The sequence below is a fragment of the Virgibacillus tibetensis genome (assembly GCF_036026595.1).
Lineage (GTDB): Bacteria > Bacillota > Bacilli > Bacillales > Amphibacillaceae > Virgibacillus_P > Virgibacillus_P tibetensis.
Map to the genome: position 1 here is coordinate 85,159 of NZ_JARZFX010000010.1, position 19,548 is coordinate 104,706.

Annotated in this window: 23 protein-coding genes; 9 read left to right on the plus strand and 14 right to left on the minus strand. The window is 36.5% G+C overall.

Annotated elements, in window-relative coordinates; translation table 11 throughout:
- Window positions 1-32: 32 nt before the first annotated feature.
- The 3 genes from QGM71_RS16420 to QGM71_RS16430 all read left to right on the plus strand — a co-directional run bounded on the left by QGM71_RS16420 (window position 33) and on the right by QGM71_RS16430 (window position 1,556).
- Window positions 33-200: a nuclear transport factor 2-like protein gene (locus tag QGM71_RS16420; protein ID WP_327608653.1), complete on the plus strand. Its 168-nt coding sequence runs from the start codon at window positions 33-35 to the stop codon at window positions 198-200.
- Between the two features lie 121 nt (window positions 201-321).
- Complete coding sequence (locus tag QGM71_RS16425; protein ID WP_327608654.1) at window positions 322-867, plus strand: dihydrofolate reductase family protein; 546 nt, start codon at window positions 322-324, stop codon at window positions 865-867.
- A gap of 137 nt (window positions 868-1,004) precedes the next feature.
- Window positions 1,005-1,556: an alpha/beta hydrolase gene (locus QGM71_RS16430; RefSeq protein WP_327608655.1), complete on the plus strand. Its 552-nt coding sequence runs from the start codon at window positions 1,005-1,007 to the stop codon at window positions 1,554-1,556.
- A gap of 560 nt (window positions 1,557-2,116) precedes the next feature.
- Here the strand turns inward: QGM71_RS16430 and QGM71_RS16435 are convergent.
- Entirely contained in the window at window positions 2,117-2,605 is a 489-nt protein-coding gene (locus QGM71_RS16435) for a DoxX family protein (protein ID WP_327608656.1), read from the minus strand.
- A gap of 68 nt (window positions 2,606-2,673) precedes the next feature.
- Between QGM71_RS16435 and QGM71_RS16440 the strand changes: the two genes are divergently transcribed.
- The 3 genes from QGM71_RS16440 (at window position 2,674) to QGM71_RS16450 (ending at window position 5,902) form a co-directional block, all read left to right on the plus strand.
- Window positions 2,674-4,389 (plus strand): ABC transporter ATP-binding protein, encoded by a 1,716-nt coding sequence (locus tag QGM71_RS16440; RefSeq protein ID WP_327608657.1) that lies wholly within the window; start codon window positions 2,674-2,676, stop codon window positions 4,387-4,389.
- Window positions 4,390-4,561: 172 nt separating this feature from the next.
- Complete coding sequence (gene phoU, locus QGM71_RS16445; RefSeq protein WP_407703042.1) at window positions 4,562-5,290, plus strand: phosphate signaling complex protein PhoU; 729 nt, start codon at window positions 4,562-4,564, stop codon at window positions 5,288-5,290.
- 315 nt (window positions 5,291-5,605) lie between these two features.
- Window positions 5,606-5,902 carry a 4a-hydroxytetrahydrobiopterin dehydratase gene (locus QGM71_RS16450; protein WP_327608658.1) on the plus strand — a complete coding sequence of 99 codons (297 nt, stop codon included), beginning with the start codon at window positions 5,606-5,608 and terminating at the stop codon, window positions 5,900-5,902.
- Window positions 5,903-6,014: 112 nt separating this feature from the next.
- On the opposite strand, the gene QGM71_RS16455 is transcribed toward QGM71_RS16450, so the two are convergent.
- Entirely contained in the window at window positions 6,015-6,584 is a 570-nt protein-coding gene (locus QGM71_RS16455) for a histidine phosphatase family protein (protein WP_327608684.1), read from the minus strand.
- Window positions 6,585-6,771: 187 nt separating this feature from the next.
- On the opposite strand from QGM71_RS16455, the gene QGM71_RS16460 reads away from it, so the two are divergent.
- The gene (locus tag QGM71_RS16460; RefSeq protein ID WP_327608659.1) at window positions 6,772-7,119 is read left to right on the plus strand and encodes a hypothetical protein; all 348 of its coding nucleotides are present in this window, start codon (window positions 6,772-6,774) and stop codon (window positions 7,117-7,119) included.
- A 392-nt stretch (window positions 7,120-7,511) separates the two neighbouring features.
- On the opposite strand, the gene QGM71_RS16465 is transcribed toward QGM71_RS16460, so the two are convergent.
- The 8 genes from QGM71_RS16465 to QGM71_RS16500 form a co-directional block, all read right to left on the minus strand.
- A complete protein-coding gene (locus tag QGM71_RS16465) occupies window positions 7,512-7,955 on the minus strand; it encodes a VOC family protein (protein WP_327608660.1) in 444 nt (147 codons plus the stop codon).
- Between the two features lie 428 nt (window positions 7,956-8,383).
- Window positions 8,384-8,821, minus strand: coding sequence for a hypothetical protein (locus QGM71_RS16470; protein ID WP_327608661.1), 438 nt, complete (start codon window positions 8,819-8,821; stop codon window positions 8,384-8,386).
- A 103-nt stretch (window positions 8,822-8,924) separates the two neighbouring features.
- Complete coding sequence (locus QGM71_RS16475; protein ID WP_327608685.1) at window positions 8,925-9,332, minus strand: IS1595 family transposase; 408 nt, start codon at window positions 9,330-9,332, stop codon at window positions 8,925-8,927.
- Between the two features lie 107 nt (window positions 9,333-9,439).
- Window positions 9,440-9,976 carry a DUF1572 domain-containing protein gene (locus QGM71_RS16480; RefSeq protein ID WP_327608662.1) on the minus strand — a complete coding sequence of 179 codons (537 nt, stop codon included), beginning with the start codon at window positions 9,974-9,976 and terminating at the stop codon, window positions 9,440-9,442.
- Window positions 9,977-10,248: 272 nt separating this feature from the next.
- The gene (locus QGM71_RS16485; protein ID WP_327608663.1) at window positions 10,249-10,626 is read right to left on the minus strand and encodes a group-specific protein; all 378 of its coding nucleotides are present in this window, start codon (window positions 10,624-10,626) and stop codon (window positions 10,249-10,251) included.
- Between the two features lie 18 nt (window positions 10,627-10,644).
- Entirely contained in the window at window positions 10,645-11,190 is a 546-nt protein-coding gene (locus QGM71_RS16490; RefSeq protein ID WP_327608664.1) for a GNAT family N-acetyltransferase, read from the minus strand.
- Window positions 11,191-11,381: 191 nt separating this feature from the next.
- A complete protein-coding gene (locus QGM71_RS16495) occupies window positions 11,382-12,182 on the minus strand; it encodes a DUF2935 domain-containing protein (protein WP_327608665.1) in 801 nt (266 codons plus the stop codon).
- Window positions 12,183-12,445: 263 nt separating this feature from the next.
- A complete protein-coding gene (locus tag QGM71_RS16500; protein ID WP_327608666.1) occupies window positions 12,446-12,805 on the minus strand; it encodes a Lin0512 family protein in 360 nt (119 codons plus the stop codon).
- Window positions 12,806-13,358: 553 nt separating this feature from the next.
- Between QGM71_RS16500 and dacB the strand changes: the two genes are divergently transcribed.
- Entirely contained in the window at window positions 13,359-14,891 is a 1,533-nt protein-coding gene (dacB, locus tag QGM71_RS16505) for a D-alanyl-D-alanine carboxypeptidase/D-alanyl-D-alanine endopeptidase (protein ID WP_327608667.1), read from the plus strand.
- A gap of 54 nt (window positions 14,892-14,945) precedes the next feature.
- Here dacB and QGM71_RS16510 read toward each other — a convergent pair whose 3' ends face one another.
- From QGM71_RS16510 to QGM71_RS16520, 3 genes are all read right to left on the minus strand, one after another.
- Entirely contained in the window at window positions 14,946-15,422 is a 477-nt protein-coding gene (locus QGM71_RS16510) for a DUF4188 domain-containing protein (protein WP_327608668.1), read from the minus strand.
- On the minus strand, window positions 15,403-15,978 hold the full coding sequence (locus QGM71_RS16515) for a PadR family transcriptional regulator (protein WP_327608669.1): 576 nt from the start codon (window positions 15,976-15,978) through the stop codon (window positions 15,403-15,405). Before QGM71_RS16515 ends, QGM71_RS16510 begins: the two co-directional genes overlap by 20 nt.
- Before the next feature lie 131 nt (window positions 15,979-16,109).
- Window positions 16,110-16,274, minus strand: a complete 165-nt coding sequence (locus QGM71_RS16520) for an aspartyl-phosphate phosphatase Spo0E family protein (protein WP_327608670.1) — start codon at window positions 16,272-16,274, stop codon at window positions 16,110-16,112.
- A 160-nt stretch (window positions 16,275-16,434) separates the two neighbouring features.
- Here QGM71_RS16520 and rlmH point away from each other — a divergent pair, with 160 nt between their 5' ends.
- Window positions 16,435-16,914 (plus strand): 23S rRNA (pseudouridine(1915)-N(3))-methyltransferase RlmH, encoded by a 480-nt coding sequence (gene rlmH, locus QGM71_RS16525; protein ID WP_327608671.1) that lies wholly within the window; start codon window positions 16,435-16,437, stop codon window positions 16,912-16,914.
- A 226-nt stretch (window positions 16,915-17,140) separates the two neighbouring features.
- On the opposite strand, the gene QGM71_RS16530 is transcribed toward rlmH, so the two are convergent.
- On the minus strand, window positions 17,141-19,048 hold the full coding sequence (locus QGM71_RS16530; protein ID WP_327608672.1) for an ATP-binding protein: 1,908 nt from the start codon (window positions 19,046-19,048) through the stop codon (window positions 17,141-17,143).
- Window positions 19,049-19,548: the final 500 nt, after the last annotated feature.

The window sequence follows — 19,548 nt, forward strand, 5'->3', positions numbered from 1 at the left end:
AGTTATCCATTACACAGGAGAGGAGGGATTGTATGTCAAAAAATCAGGAGTTTTTTAAGAAAATAAATAATGCTTTTACAACAGGAGATGTCGATTTTATTATTGAGAATGTCACAGAAGACCTTCAATGGAATATGGTGGGCAATTCGCATATCCAAGGGAAAGAGTCTTTTGTTCAACGCAGGTATTCGATTATTTGATTACGTAGGTGTGGATCAAATTGAACTTGAAAGCACAAGAGTAGTAGATTCTACAGAAGTAACCAGAAGTAACACATCCTAAATTTTGCGTTGTAAAGTAAAAAAAGAAAGGAGATATTAGATGAGAAAAGTAATTGCAACAACGTTTGTTACTCTAGATGGCGTGATGGAATCGCCAGATAAGTGGTCCTTTCAGTTCTGGAGTGATGAGGAGGAAAGGTATAAGCGGGATGAACTATTTGCGAGTGACGCTCTATTGCTGGGCAGAGTAACTTACCAAGGATTTGCAGCTGCATGGCCTTCCATGACGGATGAGGATGGCTTTGCTGACCGGATGAACAGCCTTCCCAAATATGTTGTCTCATCAACATTGAATGAGGTGGAGTGGAATAATTCAATGCTGATAAAGGACAATGTGGCTGAAGAAATATCCGACCTGAAGCAACAGTCAGGTCAGAATATTGCGATCCACGGAAGTTCTGAATTGGTAAGCTCACTAATGCAGCATGATCTTATTGATGAGTATCGACTCATGGTCTTTCCTATTGTTGTGGGAAGCGGGAAGCGTCTCTTCCATGGTGAACTTGCTACGAAGGTATTGAAACTTGTAGAGACAAAGACATTCAGTACAGGTGTAACCGTTTCGCACTATCATCCCAGAGAATAAAGAGTTAACAAATTCGATCTAAAATATTTTAAAAAGTGGTGTTAGTATGATTTTAACTATTTATCTTATTTAATTACGGATAAGTATAATTCGCATGTTTCAACAGAAGTGGTAGATATGGGATAGGAGTATAACATATGAAAAAGCAGATATTATTCATTCATAGTGCTGGCCCTCAAGGGAATGATCAGGGAAGTAATGACTTGGTCGCATTTTTACAAGAGGCTTGTGGTGCTGATTATAATATAATCCATCCGAAAATGCCAGACTCGGAGAATCCAATATACGAACTGTGGAGAGAGCAGCTTAAAAATGAGATTGAATTGTTAGACGGTCATGTGATTCTTATCGGGCACTCCTTGGGGGGTTCTGTTTTGTTGAAATATCTATCAGAGGAAGGTTGCAGGCTGCATATTTCCGGATTGATAACTATTGCTGCACCATACTGGGGGAAGGATGATAATTGGCAGAGAGAGGATTTTACGCTGTCAGAAGATTTTGCTTCAAATCTAGCCCGCATAGCGCAATTGGTCATGTATCACAGCCGTAATGATGAAATTGTACCGTTTGCACATGTTGAGCATTATGCAAAAAACCTTCCCCAGGCAATCATCCGAGCTCTTGAGGGTGGCGCACATTTATTCCATGAAGGTATCCATGAACTTATAAAGGATATTAGAAGTTTGTAAGTTTTCTGGTTGGAACACAGGACTATCAACTAATCTATGTAGTCCCATTTCGGTGGAAAAACATACGAAATAGCATATGAATTAAAGACCAAATCGCATTAAGATTTGGTCTTTGGTTTTTCTTTGAAAGCTTCTGATATCACAGTTCATTCTCTCTCATTGACTTCATATGCTGCTCGTATTCCAGATTCAACGGCCCCTTCGATTGACTTATCGCAGAAATGGCGAAAGTCTAAGTGAATCTTATACTCTGGAGTGAATCTCCTGCGGGCAGTGGAAGATCGACTAACTACGCCGCTCCTGAGCGGCAACGTCGACCCACCCGCGTTTTTGTTTGAATACAGTTAATTAATAAACAGATAGTCCACAAATAAATTGAGTTATGCACAATCGGTGGATAGTTTTATAGCTCAAATCAATATATGGTGTAGAAAGTGCGTTCGGCAACAAAATAGCAGCGAACGTTTGTGCATATGTGGATAACTTTGGGGATAAGTGAGGTTAAGAGAGTATAAAAATCGGTTATCCACCGATTTTTATGGCGGATTGCTCAATTTCTCTTATACCACTATTTTACCCCTTACATGCTGCCATATAAGTAATAATAATATGAGCATAACAATATCCAGTCTTGCTTCAAATGCAAAGGATAGAAAGCCTTTATTCAACAGTACCGGAATTTTAGTAAGGTAAATTGCTCCCAGGATTATGAGGATGAGGGGAGGAACTGCGAGTTTTACATACATTCTCCCTGCGACAAGCATCCCGCAACCAATCTCCACAATAGCTATAAGAAATAATGTTGTACTAGGAAAAGGTAAGCCAAGATTCATAAACATTACTTGGAAGTCGCTGACAACTAGTTTGAGAATTCCTGAAGTGATGAATACATAACCTACTGCGTAACAAATCCAGGGACTCATCTGCATGTTAATTTTTTTCAATACTATACACCTCCGTTTGTTTGTTATTAAAGTATATGCAAGCATATAGACAACCTTGACAAGCATCTTTACGGTTATGTGAGTATAAGCTGTTGCTATGCTCATCCAATAGCCTTATAATTTCTTTTAGACTTATCAAATAAGCCTTACTCATAGAAAAGGAAGTGCAACCTGTGATTCGACGATTTTTCTCTTACTATAAGCCGCATCGCCGCCTGTTTATTATTGACTTCACTGCAGCGGTAATCGTAGCCATACTCGAGCTCGCATTCCCAGTCGCGGTTCAGTGGTTCATTGATGATCTGTTGAAAGGAGATAATTGGAATTTAATTGTTACGGTAAGTATCCTGCTATTATTTGTTTATATATTGAGTACATTTTTACAATATATTGTTACTTACCTTGGCCATAAGCTCGGTGTCAACATCGAAACGGATATGCGTCAGGACTTATTTCACCATGTACAGCGCCAGTCGTTCCGTTTTTTTGATAATACAAAAACAGGTCATATTATGAGCAGAATTACCAATGACCTGTTTGATATTGGTGAACTGGCACATCATGGCCCGGAGGATTTCTTTATTGCTGTCATGACCTTTGTCGGCGCATTTATGATCATGTTTACGATTAACATGGAACTTGCCTTAATCATTCTGATAGCAGTACCTATTCTCATTTTCCTAATTGCATTCAGTAATGTGAAGATGAGCAAAGCGTGGAAAAGGATGTATGAGGATATTGCAGGAGTAAATGCAAGAGTTGAAGATGCTGTATCGGGTGTACGGGTTGTCCAATCCTTTACAAATGAGAAATTTGAAATGGAACGATTCACACAGGACAATTACAGCTTTCGAAAAGCAAAGGTTGGTGCCTATAAAGTAATGGCATTCGTTCACTCGAACATCTATATGGTAATGCGTCTGATTACATTAGTTGTACTCGTAGTGGGCGCCTGGTTGACATTTAATGATCGATTACAAATGGGCGAGCTCGTCTTCTTTGTACTGATGGTAAATGTCTTAATGAATCCTATTCAAAAAATCAGTGCATTATTAGAGCTTTATCCTAAAGGGATGGCTGGCTTCAAGCGGTTTGCTGATTTACTTGATGTAGAGCCAGATGTAAACGACCATGCAGATGCCAAACCAGTAAAGCACTTAAATGGAAATATTGCGTTCAATGCTGTTACATTTGCTTATGAGAAAACTCAAAAGCCCGTGTTGAACGCACTTAGCTTTACTATTGAAGCTGGGGAAACCATCGCGTTTGTTGGGCCATCTGGTGCAGGGAAGACAACAATCTGCTCACTTATCCCAAGGTTTTATGATGTTGAAGGCGGCAGCATTACCATTGATGGTATGGACTTGCGTGACATGACGAAGGAATCACTGCGTCAGCAAATCGGTATTGTTCAACAGGACGTGTTCTTATTTACTGGAACACTTCGCGAAAATATAGCTTACGGTAAGCTTGATGCCACAGATGAAGAAATTGAAACTGCTGCACGCCAAGCCCATATGGAAGAATTTATAAAAGAATTGCCAAAGGGGTATGAAACACAAGTCGGGGAGCGTGGACTGAAGCTTTCAGGAGGACAGAAACAACGAATTGCGATAGCGAGGATGTTTCTCAAAAATCCGCCGATACTCATATTGGATGAAGCTACGTCTGCACTTGACACCGAGACCGAGACGATTATTCAAAAAGCGTTAACCGAGCTGTCGAAGGATCGGACAACACTGGTAATAGCACATAGACTAGCCACTATTAAAAATGCGGACCGCATTATGGTAGTTACGAAAGATGGGATAGCAGAAGAAGGCAGTCATGAGGAGCTGCTTAAGCGTGACGGTATATTTGCACATTTGCATAAGGTGCAGATGCGGTAAAAAAAGGAAAAATATAAAAGGGCGTTAAACTCTTGTACATCAGGGTCTTAACGCTTTTTTATAGTGGTATGGGTTATATTGTATGGCGAAATTTACAATCTCTTTACAATCACTCCATACTCTCTAAACACTAATCCTTTAATATAAGAATTGTAAGGGAAATTATAGCCTTATGGATTTAAAAAATCGTACGGAAGATTATATTACTGTAGATTTGGATAATAAAACCTGGGGGGCTGAAAAAATGGCAAGAGAAAATTTTGCTGAACAGCTAAACGAGTTAAAAACAGCTTTATTAGATATGGGTAACCTAGCGCATGAAGCTTTAGACAACTCAATAACAGCTCTAAAAGAGCAGGATTTAGAGAAAGCGTTAAAAGTTATTGATGATGACTCAAAAATTAATAGCTTGGAGGAAGAGATTAATGAAAAGGCTATATGGCTAATTGCAAAAGAACAACCTCTAGCAACAGACTTAAGAAGACTAATAGCTACCTTGAAAATCACAACAGATATAGAACGAATTGGAGACTTAGCAGTGAATATAGCTAAATCTGTCATAAGAATAGGGGATATACATTTAATTAAACCCCTGGAAGGAATACCTAAAATGGCTACGATTGCTCAGAACATGATTGAGGATGTTTTGAAGGCTTATTATGAAGAAGATATTCTAAAGGCTAAAGAAATAGCTGATATTGACGATAAGGTTGATAAAATGTACGGTCGCCGTATACAAGAGTTGATGGAGTTCATGACAAAACAACCTGAATTTATATCTCAGATAACTCAGCTAGCTTTTGTTTGTCGTTATTTAGAAAGAGCAGCTGACCATACTACAAATATCTCCGAAAGCATTATTTATTTAGTTAAAGGCAAAGTATTAGATTTAAACGAATAATTGATAGACGCCATAAGGGATCTCCAGCTTAAATTTTTAGGCAGGAAATCCCTTTTTATTGTTTTCTAAATTAATGTTTACTCTTTTGGATCGTTCTAAAGTCAAGAGGCATTCTTCTTACTGTTTTTGATTCTATTCGAAAAAAGTATGACAAGATTGTATATACCGAACATAGATATAGTGCTAATAGTATTTTACATACAGACTTGTCCACAAAAACCTGTGGATAAGGTGTGTATAGGTTTGAATTTTCTCACTATTAGTTTAAACTAAAGCTAAAAACGGGTAATGAGCATATTAAGAGGAGGAGAGTAATTGGAAAGATTAAATGAAGAGCAAATTGCTAAAGAAATGGAAAATCTCGCTGATTGGAAGCGTGTAAATGAAAAGTGGGTTGAACGCAGGTATAGATTTAAAAACTACCTGTCGGGAGTGCGGTTTGTTAACGAGATTGCAGAATATGCTGAGAAGAAAAAGCATCATCCATTCATATCTATTGATTACAAAGTAGTCACACTTAAAATCTCATCCTGGCAGGCGAAGGGACTAACTGATCTGGACTTCGAAATGGCGGAGTATTTTAATCAGCTATACAATAAAGCAGAACAGTAGCTTTATCAGTTGGATTTTGTCGATATTTCCTGGGAAATGAATAATTCACTAATAAGAAGAGAATGCAGCAACGAAGCTTGCATTCTCTTTGATTGCCTGAGTGAAATAATTGCTATGTAAGATGTCCCACTTGATTATACTCATTAATCTTCCACTGTTCTTCTTGAAAACAAATAGTACTGATGCATGCATTCAATAGTTTTGTTTTACCAGAACCTATTTCCCCATTTGATAGCGTACCGAGAACAGCATTGATCACTGCACCGTGTGCGACAAGCAGTATGCTTTTATCAGGATACTTTTGATGAACCTTATGAAGACCTGTCATCACCCTTGTATTAAAAGCCTCTCTCATTTCCTGATTAGGATAGTCTTTGTCGGGATAGGTAGACATTCTTTCTTCAAGCAACAGTCCTTCTGCATCACCAAAGAATCGTTCTGCAAAATCCGTCATTTCAACAAATGGTAGATTCAAGCGATCATTAATAATTTCAGCCGTACGCTTGGCGCGTTTCAATGGACTTGAAATGAGTACATCATAATCTGCAGCATTCAAAAAGTCGCCGCACGCTTGAGCTTGCTGAATACCTTTATTATTAAGGGGTATATCCGTTTTCCCCTGCAGCTTTCCTAAAGCATTCCAGTCCGTTTCCCCATGTCTGATCAAACAAATTGTTGTGATGTTAATTACCCCCTATTTAACCTATGTAAAGTCCCAAAGCCTGGATTCATTCTATTATAATATACAAACGTTCTATTGGTAAGTCATCTTGTGAAAGCATTCATCAAAATTTAAGCTTACCTGGTTAATACTCCATAAAAATAGGGTACTGTATGGCTGAAAGTAAATTTAAGGAGTGGGACAACTTATGAAGAAACTACTATTGGTTGTTTTTATGGGGCTATTACTGACTGCATGCACCGACAATAATGACGATCAAACAAAAGACAGCAACCAAGAAGAAAGTGAAACGACAGAAGCAGACAAACATGCTGGCGATATCAAAGAAATGGAAGAATACGTAATATTGGACGATCACATAGATTTGGAATCACTCCAAATGGAGACACAGGAGGATAATTCAGATATACGAGTAAACTTTTTTGAGGATGAACTTGGAGAGAAACTATACAAAAGTGTATTTGTAAAGGATACAAATAGATTGAAAATCATCGACCTGGATGGTGAAGGGCTGATGTTTGATGATATAATTTAACTATATAAGTGCGTGTTTAAAAAGAAGGATAAAAGACCGAGAAGTTCGAGGCGGCGTAGCTTCGAGTAGCGGAATGTATGCTTTTAATACATGAGCATAAGGAATGCTCCCTTGAATCCGCGTCGCACGCAGGAAAACTGCTTTTCTTTTCCAAGGAACGGAAAAACAAGCCAAAGAAGAAATTCGATGTGTCATTTTTACCGTAATTTTTGAACAACCTCTATAAAAACACCTGTCTGTAATCACTATGTACAGTAAGTGATTACAGACGAAAGAATGTACCACTTACTGCCAACGCGTTTACCAATGGGGTAACGTCAAGGCTTCGGAAAGTGAAAAAGCCTAAATAGATGCCATCCATTAACTGTTGAATAAATGTGTATTTTTTTAATCTAATCTTTAATGATTAACATGTTTGAGTCATCAAATTCCCAGTTTGAGCCGTACGCAACTTCCCAGTAATAACCATCAGGGTCAATGAAATAACCTCCATATCCACCCCATGATAATGTTTGCGGCTCTTTAACTACTTGGGCACCGACTTTTTTGACTGATTGAAGAATATCATCAACCTCAGTTTCAGATTTTGCATTATAAGCGAGAGTGACACCCGAGAACCCCCCTTTTGACAATTCAGGAGGATTTTCTTCGTTAATATCCTTTGCCAATTCTTCAAGTGGAAATAACTCTAACTTTGATCCTTCATTTTTAAAGAACACAATGACAGGTTTTTCTTCGTCTCCTGTGACGGATGCTTCAAAACCGATGTTGCGGTAAAATTTAAGCGATTTTCCAATATCTCTTACACCTAACGTAATGAGATTAATTCTGTTCATACAGACATCAACTCCTTCATAGTATAAGGTTTCGACAAACTAATAAACTTCCCTTTTTTAAGATGCTAACTTTCTTTTATATTAATAACGTTATTCTGTTAAATGGCTCTTTTGCCTCTCCTTTTCGCTCAACATGTCAAGTTCCTTGATAATTCTATCGGGAATAGACATATTATAAACCCCCTTAATCTTTACTCTTATTTAACTTATTTTTAATTCACCTTTTATTCCGAACATCCAAATACAATTCCTAATAAGACCTAACAAAAAAATAAGAGCAAACTTATGTCTGCAACAAAAACAAATAATTTATTACTCCAAAGTGGAATCGTCAGCGTAAAAAAGGACCATGCATAGTAGACATATCTAAAATGTGTGGTCCTAGTTTTTTCTGAAAGTAAAGCAATCTGGAATGGTGGCTTTTCTTTCTATTTTTTTAGGAATTCAATGGACATATCTTTCGTTAATTTAAGGGTTAAATTTTTAAAGTGGCTTATTTTATCAGTATCCGTAATTTCAAAATCAACATCACTAATTATTGCAGAATACTCGCTGAAGTCTTTATCACTTTCTTTAACTGTAAATCTTATTTCTAAATTTTCATTTTCATTTTCAAAACGAACGACAAGTTCATCATCATTTAACTCATATGTTCCCTCTCCGTCATAAATAGAGTTAGTGACTACATTTCCACCTGAAAATTCTAATGTCATAATGGAGTCATATCTATTAGGACTATCAACATCCTCTTGAAGTACTGGCGTATAAGCAACAGTAAAAGTTTGCCCAGATAATTCTTCGCTATTGTTACAAGCTGAGACTAAAAGTACAGATAAGAGTACTAGAAAAACAAACCACTTTTTCATAATGGTAATCCCTTTCCCGATATACAGAATATGTTTTCTATATATTCTTTTACGAAAGAGAACAATAAAAAGTTTCAAATAAAATAGTGATTTATCAAATTATTCACACAAATAATTCCTGACTTTGCATGCATGCTTCTACTAATTTGCGGTGCGTGATTGTCTTAACCCCAATACAATGGTGAGGAAGACGACTAAACAAATCACCTTCATGTTTTCTTCTATTAAATCTGTAACAAAATTCATCTAGGTATGATTGTAGATGTCTTGAACTTAACCAATGAAAAATCCCACCTACAAGTGCTTTCGCATTAGACAGGACTGTATCGAGCCAATGAAGATGGTCAGGGCTCTTTTTGGGATTATAAAGCTGGGATTCGTGTTTATATCCCTTATCTTCTAATTTTCTATATGAGCGATAAACATCGCTACTAATAATTGAGCCAAGGTGGCTTTGGCGTTTTGCAAAGTCAATCAGAGTCTTGCGTTTTAGAGATGGAACTACCTCCATCTTCAAGAGGTTTACTTAACTAAATGATCATTTTGCGAAAATCGGGCTGCTTTCAGAAAGAGCACATCTTATTCCATTAGTGATTATGGAACAAAAATCTACTATTTTTAAGATCGATGTTTTTTTAACTTCTGCTGTAAATACTCTTTTGATTTTCCTTTAGGGATACTAAGGGTTTCCCAGTTCTCATCTTTTAACTGCTTACCAATATAAACAATCTGACCAACATGATAAGCGTAATGAGCCATTTGTCTTTCGATTGCTTCTAGCACTGTGTGTTTCTCACCTCGAATGGTTATATTTTTTAATAAATCTTGGTCTTCTAATCCATTCAAAGTATCAAGAAGCGTGTTCCATCCTTTTTCCCAAATAGTTATCATTTCCTGTTTCGAGGAGATGTTATCTTCAAATTCATGATCACGATTTCTGGAGGATTTTTCTCCATCTGATGTTAAAAAGTCAGACCATCTGGATATCATATTTCCACTTAAATGTTTTGCAATAATTGCAATGCTATTTGAAGCCTCGTTTAATTTCCAGTGTATATCCTCTTCGGATAATTGGCTTATTGTTTTATCTCCAAGATTTTTAACGCTTTCAAATCTTTCTTGTACAATCTTTAAGTATTCATATCCGAGGTTCATAAATATGCCCCTTTGTTTTTATTCTACAATCAGACCCTATTTCGGAAGACTGCTCTTATTGAAATCAATTAAATTCGTACGACAAGTATAACATTCAGATTCCAAAACTATGGTTTTTTATCTTTGATCATCCAGAAGGTATGAAGTGGTAAACAGTCTGTCATTCATTGGTACACTTTTTTTCATTCAGTGGTAAAAATTATGTCAAGGATGGTACATTTCATTGGCAGTAATCAGCAAGTGTTTTTAACTAGTTTTAGTAGAATTGTTTGCTAAACCAAACCAATTCTCTCGATAAATTTATCAATGTCACCATGAGTTCTAATCACACCATCTACAAAATAAAATGTGGATGCAGTCGCAGGTTCAATTTCTTTTTCAGAATAAATATAAACGCGCTTACCCAATGCCAATGCCATACCCAGCTCGGTGTGACTTCCATAGCCGGCCGGCAGCAGCAAAATCAGTGCTTCACAATCAACTATGGCTTGCTTCTCCAATGTACCAATTTTCCTAAGTTGTTCTGGAGATGTTGCACGCTGATTGAGTGTCCAGTCATATGTGTGCGTATATCCTTGAGAAAGAAGTTTTTGACTAACATATCTTACTACTTGCTTATTCCTAAAACCTGAAGCTATGTAAAATTTCATACGATGATTCACTCCTGATTACTGCTTTTTCCATTCACTTTCCAGCATCCCATAAACTACATGGTCGACATAATGATCATATAACCATTCAGCCTGTCGAATCTGCCCCTCTTTTACAAAACCAAGACGCTCTGGAATGGCTCTGCTTTTTTTGTTTTCATATGCTGCCCGAATATCAACTCGATTAAGGTTTAATTCGTTAAATGCATAGTCAGTCAGGGTTTGAGTAACTCGGGTCATAATACCTTGCCCTTGGTATAGTGGTGCCAGCCAGTAGCCAATATAGCCAATCTTATTGATCCAGTCAAAGCTATTAAACCCGGCTGTTCCAGCAAGTTCATCCTTAAAGAAGATCCCAGTGGTAAGCGATTTATTCTCCTTGAATGATTGTATTGTATGCTCAATAAACGCAGAGGAATCATCACTGGATTTAGTAGTATCCACCCAGGCCAGCCATTCACGTAATTGATCTCTGGAACCATCTGTCAGCTTGTATAATTCTTCTGCATTTCGAACAGCTAAGAGCTTTATTGTAATGTGTTCATCTATTTCAAGTGAAAACACAGAAATATCACCTCGTCCTATTATTAAAAGTTATCATACCACAGATATTCTGTTAGATAACAGCTAAACCGGAGAGGAGTTGGTAATTTTATGTGGTTATGTGAATTCCTAAAAGGAAAAAAGGAAACTAAAGAAGCTTGAATATCTGCTATTCAAGCGTTCTTCTACCCATAAAATCCTAATCCAATTTTTCACTCGGTTCTCGGCCGGGCTGGATCGCAGTTAGGGTCGGATGTACCTGCAGCTTCTGCCAATTTCATTAAGTAATAGCATTCTTCGCGCGCCATATGGTCAGCCATTAACGCAGAGAAAGTACTGAGTACCGTATTCGAAAGCTCCATTTCCTCTATTTCATGCAGGAAGGTTCTGAATAAGTTCATCTCCACCTCAACATCATTGTTGAATCTGTCCAATGCAGGGAATGACTGGATATTGGTACGCAAATAACCTGTAAGCTCCACTGCTTTTAAATAAAATTGGTCAAAATGCTCGGAGAAGTTTTTGCTTTTTTCTTTCAGTCTTTTTTCTACTCCATCCAGCTCATCGTTAATTGCCCCTGCATGACCTGACGCATCGAGAAGCCAGACTAAATGATGATGCAGTTCATGAAAAATCGGCGGAGCTTCCCCTTGTTTTAAATAGTGCATAACGCGCTCGTACTCTTCCAGTTCATTGACCATATGATTGAGAAAGGTTGGAGAAAGATGAATACCTATTTCACCAACTAAATGCTGTTTTATGATGTATAGTTTAAATTCCTTTAGTTCCTCAGCAGCAGCCTCGGCCTGCTTTGTAAATGTTATTGCATTCGACATAGTGATTGATTTCGATTCTGCTAATAATTGATTGAATTTATTTACGAATTCCCTGGCTAATTGAACCTCTTCCGTTTCAGACGGATAGAGTGAATCTCGAATAAATCTAGAATGGTCTCCCAGTACCTGTAACCAAAATTGATGTTCAAATGAAGCACTTTCCAAAAAACTCGCCAATAGATCACATCCCTTTAATAAGTCATCAATTTAATGTATTCATTAAAAGGGATAAATAGTATAAGAATATGTGGTAAAGATCGGGTTTAAAAAATGAGGATAATGAAAACCGAACATTCATAGGAAGCTGGAGTGTGTATCTTTGGGGTTTCAGATGTGGGGTAGATCTCTTAGTAATAATCTGCCTGCAAAAGCAAATAGAAAGAAGGGATAAGGCTGTTTAGAACATACCTTATCCCTTGTCGCAGTTATCTGAATGCTGGTTAATAACCAACCTCCACAGCAGCATTTACGATATACATCAAATCATTGTCATCATCTTTATCTTTTAAAATTATTCCACTTGATGTTGCCATTCCGCCCTCAGTAACCTCAACTGTAACGGTTCCGTATGGAATGGCTTCTTTTACCTTTTCTGTATCCAGCTTTTCTCGATCAAGTGGGACTGCCAATTTAACATTAACTTTCATGTTTTCAAGCCGTTGATCTGGAAGGTTCTTTTCAATTCCAGGCATGGAGTTGTACCAGATCGCATTTTCAGTTGCCCGAACGGAAGCCTTCGTTATATTTTGTCCATGAACATCAATGCCTGTACCTGTCTGAATGAATAAAATTTGATTCATTTTCTCACACTCCTTTAGAGGTATATTTAATCGTTATTTCCATAGGCTTGTTTTCTAAAAGATTGGGACTGCACCTTTAGTTCGCCCCACCGAAAAGAGATGTTGTTTTGACACAAGATCTTTAAAGGGCGATGTAGTGGAAATATGAATTTTGCTACATTTTGAGAGTGGCTTTCTGATCCTGCTACGGAAAATACACTACGTCCAAAGGGTTGATCGCTGAATGAACCGGGTTGAACACGAGATAAAGCTGAAAAAGCGCTGGATAAATCGGTCCGAACGCGGGATTAAGCAAGCCGAACGCTGGAAAAAGTGGAGCGATCGCTGAATGATAACAACAATCTTTACAGAGCCCTTTCATAAATACGATTCCCATGATTGGTCAAGATGAAACACATAATTAGGTCTAGGTATATTTGCACCGGACATTAATACGGCTCTTCCTTTTCTTCATAGGTAATTGGAAGTGTTTTCCATAAAATCGAACTTTTTTATAAAATTTTACTGTATAATTTAAATATTCAAATTATAGTAAAAGGATGTGGACAAGCTTATGTTTTCAAAAGGTAAGAACAGAAAAGCGGTTTTATTTTTCTTGATCGTAATGCTTGCATTTTTGCCATTTCTTGATCGAGGAGAAGTACTATTTGTAAAAGCATCCGAAGAGCTAACAGAAGACGAGATAAATGATGATTTAACGATTGAACAGAAAATGGAGGAAATTCTAGGTGATGAACGTCTGGATGGAACTGTAACCGGGGTTAGTATCATGCATGCAGACACAGGTGAAATGATTTATTCCCAGGACGGCGATACACGGTTGCATCCTGCCTCCAATATGAAGCTGCTGACAGCTGCTGCGGCTTTAGAAACACTGGGTGCAGATTATCAATTTACAACAGAAGTATTGACGAATGGCAGCATGGACGGGAAAGTACTTCAGGGAGATTTATACGTAAAGGGTAAAGGAGACCCCACTTTATTAAAAACGGATCTTGACCAGTTTGCCACCGATTTGAAGGAGCAGGGTATTCACAAGATAAAAGGGGACCTGATCGGTGATGACAGCTGGTATGATGATGTTCGGTTATCACAGGATTTAAATTGGTCAGATGAACCTTTTTATACAGGGGCTCAGGTCTCTGCCTTAACCATTTCACCAGATGATGATTATGACGCAGGAACAGTCATTGTTGAGGTAAGTCCCTCAGAAACTATTGGAGAGCCTGCAAATGTGAAGGTAACACCAGAAAATGATTACATTACAATTGTAAATGATACAGAAATGGTTGCCGATTCGGAACGAAAGGATATTTCTATCGAACGTGAGCATGGTTCCAATAACATCATTATCGAAGGGAGTATGCCTCTCAATGGCTCAAACTCAAAGTCATGGGCATCTGTATGGGAGCCAACAGGATATGCCATGGACGTGTTTAAGAAGTCCCTGGAAGAGCAAGGAATCACATTGGTAGGCAACTCGAAAGTAACGATGGGGGAAACCCCGGAATCAGCTCATCTTCTTACTTCTAAAAAATCGATGCCTTTACAGGAGCTGCTCATCCCTTTCATGAAATTGAGCAATAATGGACACGGTGAAACACTAACAAAAGAGATGGGGAAAGTAATTCATGATGAAGGAAGCTGGGATAAAGGGCTTGAAGTGATTGAGGACGTGGTAAGCGGATTAGGAGTAAATGCAGATACAATTCTGCTTCGCGATGGATCAGGCATGTCACATAAAAACTATATTCCAACAAATGATCTTGCACAAATGCTATATACAGCTCAAGACAGAAGCTGGTTTCCAGCATTCGAATATTCCCTGCCACTTGCGGGTGAACCAGAGCGCCTGGTAGGAGGTACATTACGCTTTCGCATGACATCTGAACCGGCAAAGGGAAATGTAACAGCCAAAACAGGTTCCTTAACCAGTGTTTCAGCACTATCGGGATACGTGACAACACAGGATGGGGAAAAATTAATATTCTCGGTTCTGATTAATAACTATCTTGGTTCCAGTGCAAGTATGAGGCAAATTGAAGATGCCATTGCCACAGAGCTTGCCAAGCATGAATTTGAATAATATAACTAAAAACAGCTGTTCCGCAGATCAACTCTTACCGGAACAGCTGTTATTTTATAACGACTTTAATCTCTTTTTAGCAGAAATGATCTCACTAGTAATTGGAATATGTTCAGCAGCTTTTGCAAGACCGTGAAGCGGCATATTTCCATAAACAGATTCATAATCTCCTGCATGTAATACATAGGTTTCATGGTATATCCCAACAGCGTCGTTATTTCCTATCTTTTTATTGAATGCTTTCCAAGCGGCTAAATGCTTATCACCTTTTGCATAGGCAAGCAGATCTTCTGTGGAACGCCAATATTGAATCATGACTGTAGTTCGTAAACCGAAGAAACTTTCCATAGACAGAAAACCAAGCTCCTCCTTATTTTCATAAAGCTCCCTGATCATTCCTGGCATCGATGTAAAAACCGGGAACCATTTTCGGACTGCCAGTCTTTTGTTGACTCTCATCCCGATTAGAAATACAACGATATCCTGATTGTTTTCCGTAGTAAAGCGGCCTTCAAATATCGGTTTGCCCATTTAAATCCTCCTTATTTTGTATTTCTTGAATCGTCGCATCACACCATTCAATTGCAGCAAGTGTTGTTCTTATTCCGTAATCTAAGGTGAAAATCCAGAACTGTGCATCGTTTTCATTGGATGGATAGGAAGTGATCATTTTCTCAATCTCTTTATATGTGTTATAGCTTTCAGATAATTTATCTCTATAATGTTCTAAGTGCTGTATGGTGCTTGCATTGCTCTGATGACTGCTGAAAAAGAGTTTTAGCAGCAGCTCGTTTTTTTCAACAGGTATTTCGCTTATGGGCTGCTGCAGCCACTTTTGTAATTCCAATTTACCAGTAGTAGTTAGATAATATTCCTTTCTGTCAGGCTTTCCTTCTTGCGGAATAACCTGGACGGTAGCTAATCCATCCGCGACGAGTTTCTTTAATGTGGGATAGATCTGTCCATAACTTATTTTCCAAAAGTGATTCAGACTTTGGTCGATGAGTTGCTTAATAGCATAACCTGTGTTGCATCCCGTAGTTAATATTCCTAAAATCGCATATTTTGTATGATTCATTTTCTTCATTTTTTCTCCTATCACTATGATATATATCTTTATGATATATAATACACGTATTTATGTAATATACAAGATTTTTCTTATTATCAATCAACAACAGGACCCCACTTTCTATTTCAGCAGAAAGTGAGGCCCTTTTACTTTTTAGTATGGTTGTTGAGATGTTCCAGTTCATTCAAGAGGACATCCAATTTTTGAGATATATGGATGAGGTCATTATAACTCTCTTCATTTTGATAAGCTTGATACATTTTATGCCTTAGCTGCTCGATTTGATTCTCTATCGATTTCTTTATACTCAAATTTACACCACTCTTTTAAGATAGTATATATCCAAATTTGCCAACAATTAAACATTTTAATAGTTTTTACGGGAAATCGCATAGCAAGCAACAGGATCATGTAGGATATTTCCCTATATGATAAACTAAAGGAAATAATTGAAAAAGGATGTACCCATCCATGAAAATAACAATTGTAACAGTGGGTAAGCTAAAAGAAAAATATTTAAAACAAGGTATTCAGGAATACCTAAAACGCCTCGGTGCCTACGCCAAAGTAGAGGTAATCGAAGTCGCTGATGAGAAAGCACCGGAAACGATGAGTGAAGCTGAAATGGTGGAGGTAAAGCGCAAAGAAGGCGAGCGTATTTTAACTACTATTAATCAGGATACCTATGTAATCACCCTTGAAATTAACGGTAAAATGCTAAGCTCCGAACAGCTTGCAGCTAAAATGGATGAGCTTGCCACCTATGGTAAAAGCAAAGTTGCATTTGTCATTGGAGGATCACTAGGAATCAGTGAAGAAGTGCAAAAACGCAGTAACCTGGCACTGTCATTTTCAAAAATGACCTTTCCCCATCAGGTTATGCGATTGATATTGTTGGAACAGGTTTATCGGGCGTTTCGGATAAATCGGGGGGAACCTTATCATAAGTGAGTGAGGTTCCCCAATTTACGAATGAAGTGTTTTAGTATTATATTAATCATAAGGAAATAAAGTGAAATAATTGGAGTAAAAGGTAAATGATAATTTTAGTGAAAAAACAGATTTTAAACCGCTTTAACTGTTCTAAAATGGATAAAGTTAATAAAATAATACCTGGTTCTGAACCAAAAAGAACAGGATAATTTCTGCTGATATTACAGTTTGTTCATGCCAATCTTTAACTTATATTGATTGGCTGTTCCTCTGTATTTTTACTCTGTTGAACAAATTCATTATACGCCCTTAATATATAAATACCTTCTTCTTCTATGACTGATTCTACTTTAGAATATGCATATATTGATTTAAACCATTCGTCACGAACTACAGAATAGAACATTCCTCCTGATATAGTAGCAATTTTACGTAATAGGCCACAAACTTTCTTTTCCATTGAATCTTCATTACGTTGACCATGCTCAATAAAAAAGCCAATATTACTTCTAATTTTTTGGGTCACCTCATTAAGTTGTTCATCATGCTTTTCTGGACTTGTATTTGCTTCTTTTCTCGCAACATACATTGCGTGTTCCAATAATAGTCTATCATCATTCCAGCTATAACTATCGGTTTGTAAAAGAGTTAGCTCCAAATCATTATATTCATAATCAGTATAGTATTTCAGCATTATATCGATATTATTTGGTTTTCTCATATTAAGTATCCAAAAACCAGCTATAGATATACCTGTCCACTTAAGACTACTAAAATTATCACTTAATGTTAATGATTCATACAATTCTTCTTTTCTATACAAATGTAAAAAGAAAGGCAGGTTTCCCCCAACTAAGAACTGATCCAAATTTTCTAGACGATTTTCATCTCCTAATACCCTAACTACGTAAATACTATAAAAAAGTGAGACTAAATAATTCTCATTTATAGCAATTTTAGAACTAATAATATTTACAGTATCAAAGAATGCCTGAACTACTGATTTTGCTTGTCTAAGATTACTATTACCACTTGAAAACCAGACCTTTTCGAAATCTTTCATTATCTTACTAGTAACACCTGTAACGAGTCTTTTTACATCTTTATTTGAATATATTTGATTTTTGATTGTACTTTTAAAAATACTTTCTATTGAATTTCCATCTATAGATTTGTTATAAGTAATACAATCTAGTTTGCCTCTAAAAACTTTATCTACAAAGTCATATCCTAAGATATCTACATTGCATATAATAATTACTTTTATATTGTAATTCTCGATAAGTTCATTAATTAATCCCGTTACAATATTATATTTTTGCAAATTATTAGTGAGGGAAATTATTTCATTATCACTGTCGTATTTTCTGAATGCATTTTCTATTTTAGTAAATTCTTTATTTATATCTTTAAATTCCTGAAACTGAGGCTCTCTATTAAAATTTTTTAAAATGAATTTATCTTTTTCATAGGATTTATTTCTTTTATTGTCAGTTATTCCTAAAGACGTTATCCTTTCAAAGTCATCGAATATAAAAACTGATCGATTAGGTATGCTATTTAAACTATAAGAATCCTTTAGTATTCCAAAGAGAGGTTTACCAATTGCAGGAATATATTGAATCCAATTTAATAAGGATTTATCATTTATCTCAATCTGATTTTTTATTTCATCTAAGATAAGTTTCCTTGAGTCAAGACCAAAACAAGATATTCGATATATTGACTTGTTTGAAAATTTATAATACTTATTGATGGATTCTGTAACCAGGTAAGTTTTACCACTTCCCCATTCACCTGTAACTAAATATCCCTTTCCATTAGGTTTATCTTCAATATATTTATACAGACTATCTTCAAAAGGATTCAACTCAAGATTTTTGGGACTATTAAGATGTTTTCTAATTAACAAATATAGTTTAATTAAAGGGAAACATATGATGCAAAGGATTAAATAGATCAGTGCCCATTTTCTGATTTGAATAATATCTGAAAGATTCAATCCCACCAAAATATTACTATTTTCAGCTAATCCAAAAATACTTGTTATTATATTTTTAACTGGTGCGATTTCAAACAATAATACAAATGCTAATACAAATACGAACGACTTTTTTAAAAATTCTTGTATGTTGTCACATTGACGAACCAAGTATACATACCCCCCTTATGTCTTTTTTTATGCCTCTATCCAGTTATTGAATAGATTTCTTATCTTATATTGGTAACAATTTAAAAAAGAATAAATACACTTTAATCGATAATTTTAGTTGCCTTACAGTTAACCAAAATTGTCAATTTCAGTAGCAATAAACGCTTAATTTTATTTTCATCCAACACTATCAAGTATACTAGTAATTCCTATAATTCACAATTCTTGCAAATTAGTAGAAATAACACGGTAAAAATATTCATCATTAACATAAACGAACTTTATTTTTGTTCGACAGTTTTTATGGCTGACAATTTAGATAGGTATACTTGTAATATTGAACATATCGTTTTGTTTTGATTAACCAGTATAAGCTTAGATCAAAAAGTCTACTTTTGTATGTCATAGTAATCAGGCATGAAGTCGGTATACCCCGTATAGCCTCTTTATTCATTATGAATGGGGTGAAAATATGTTGATATTTTTATATTCTATTGTGA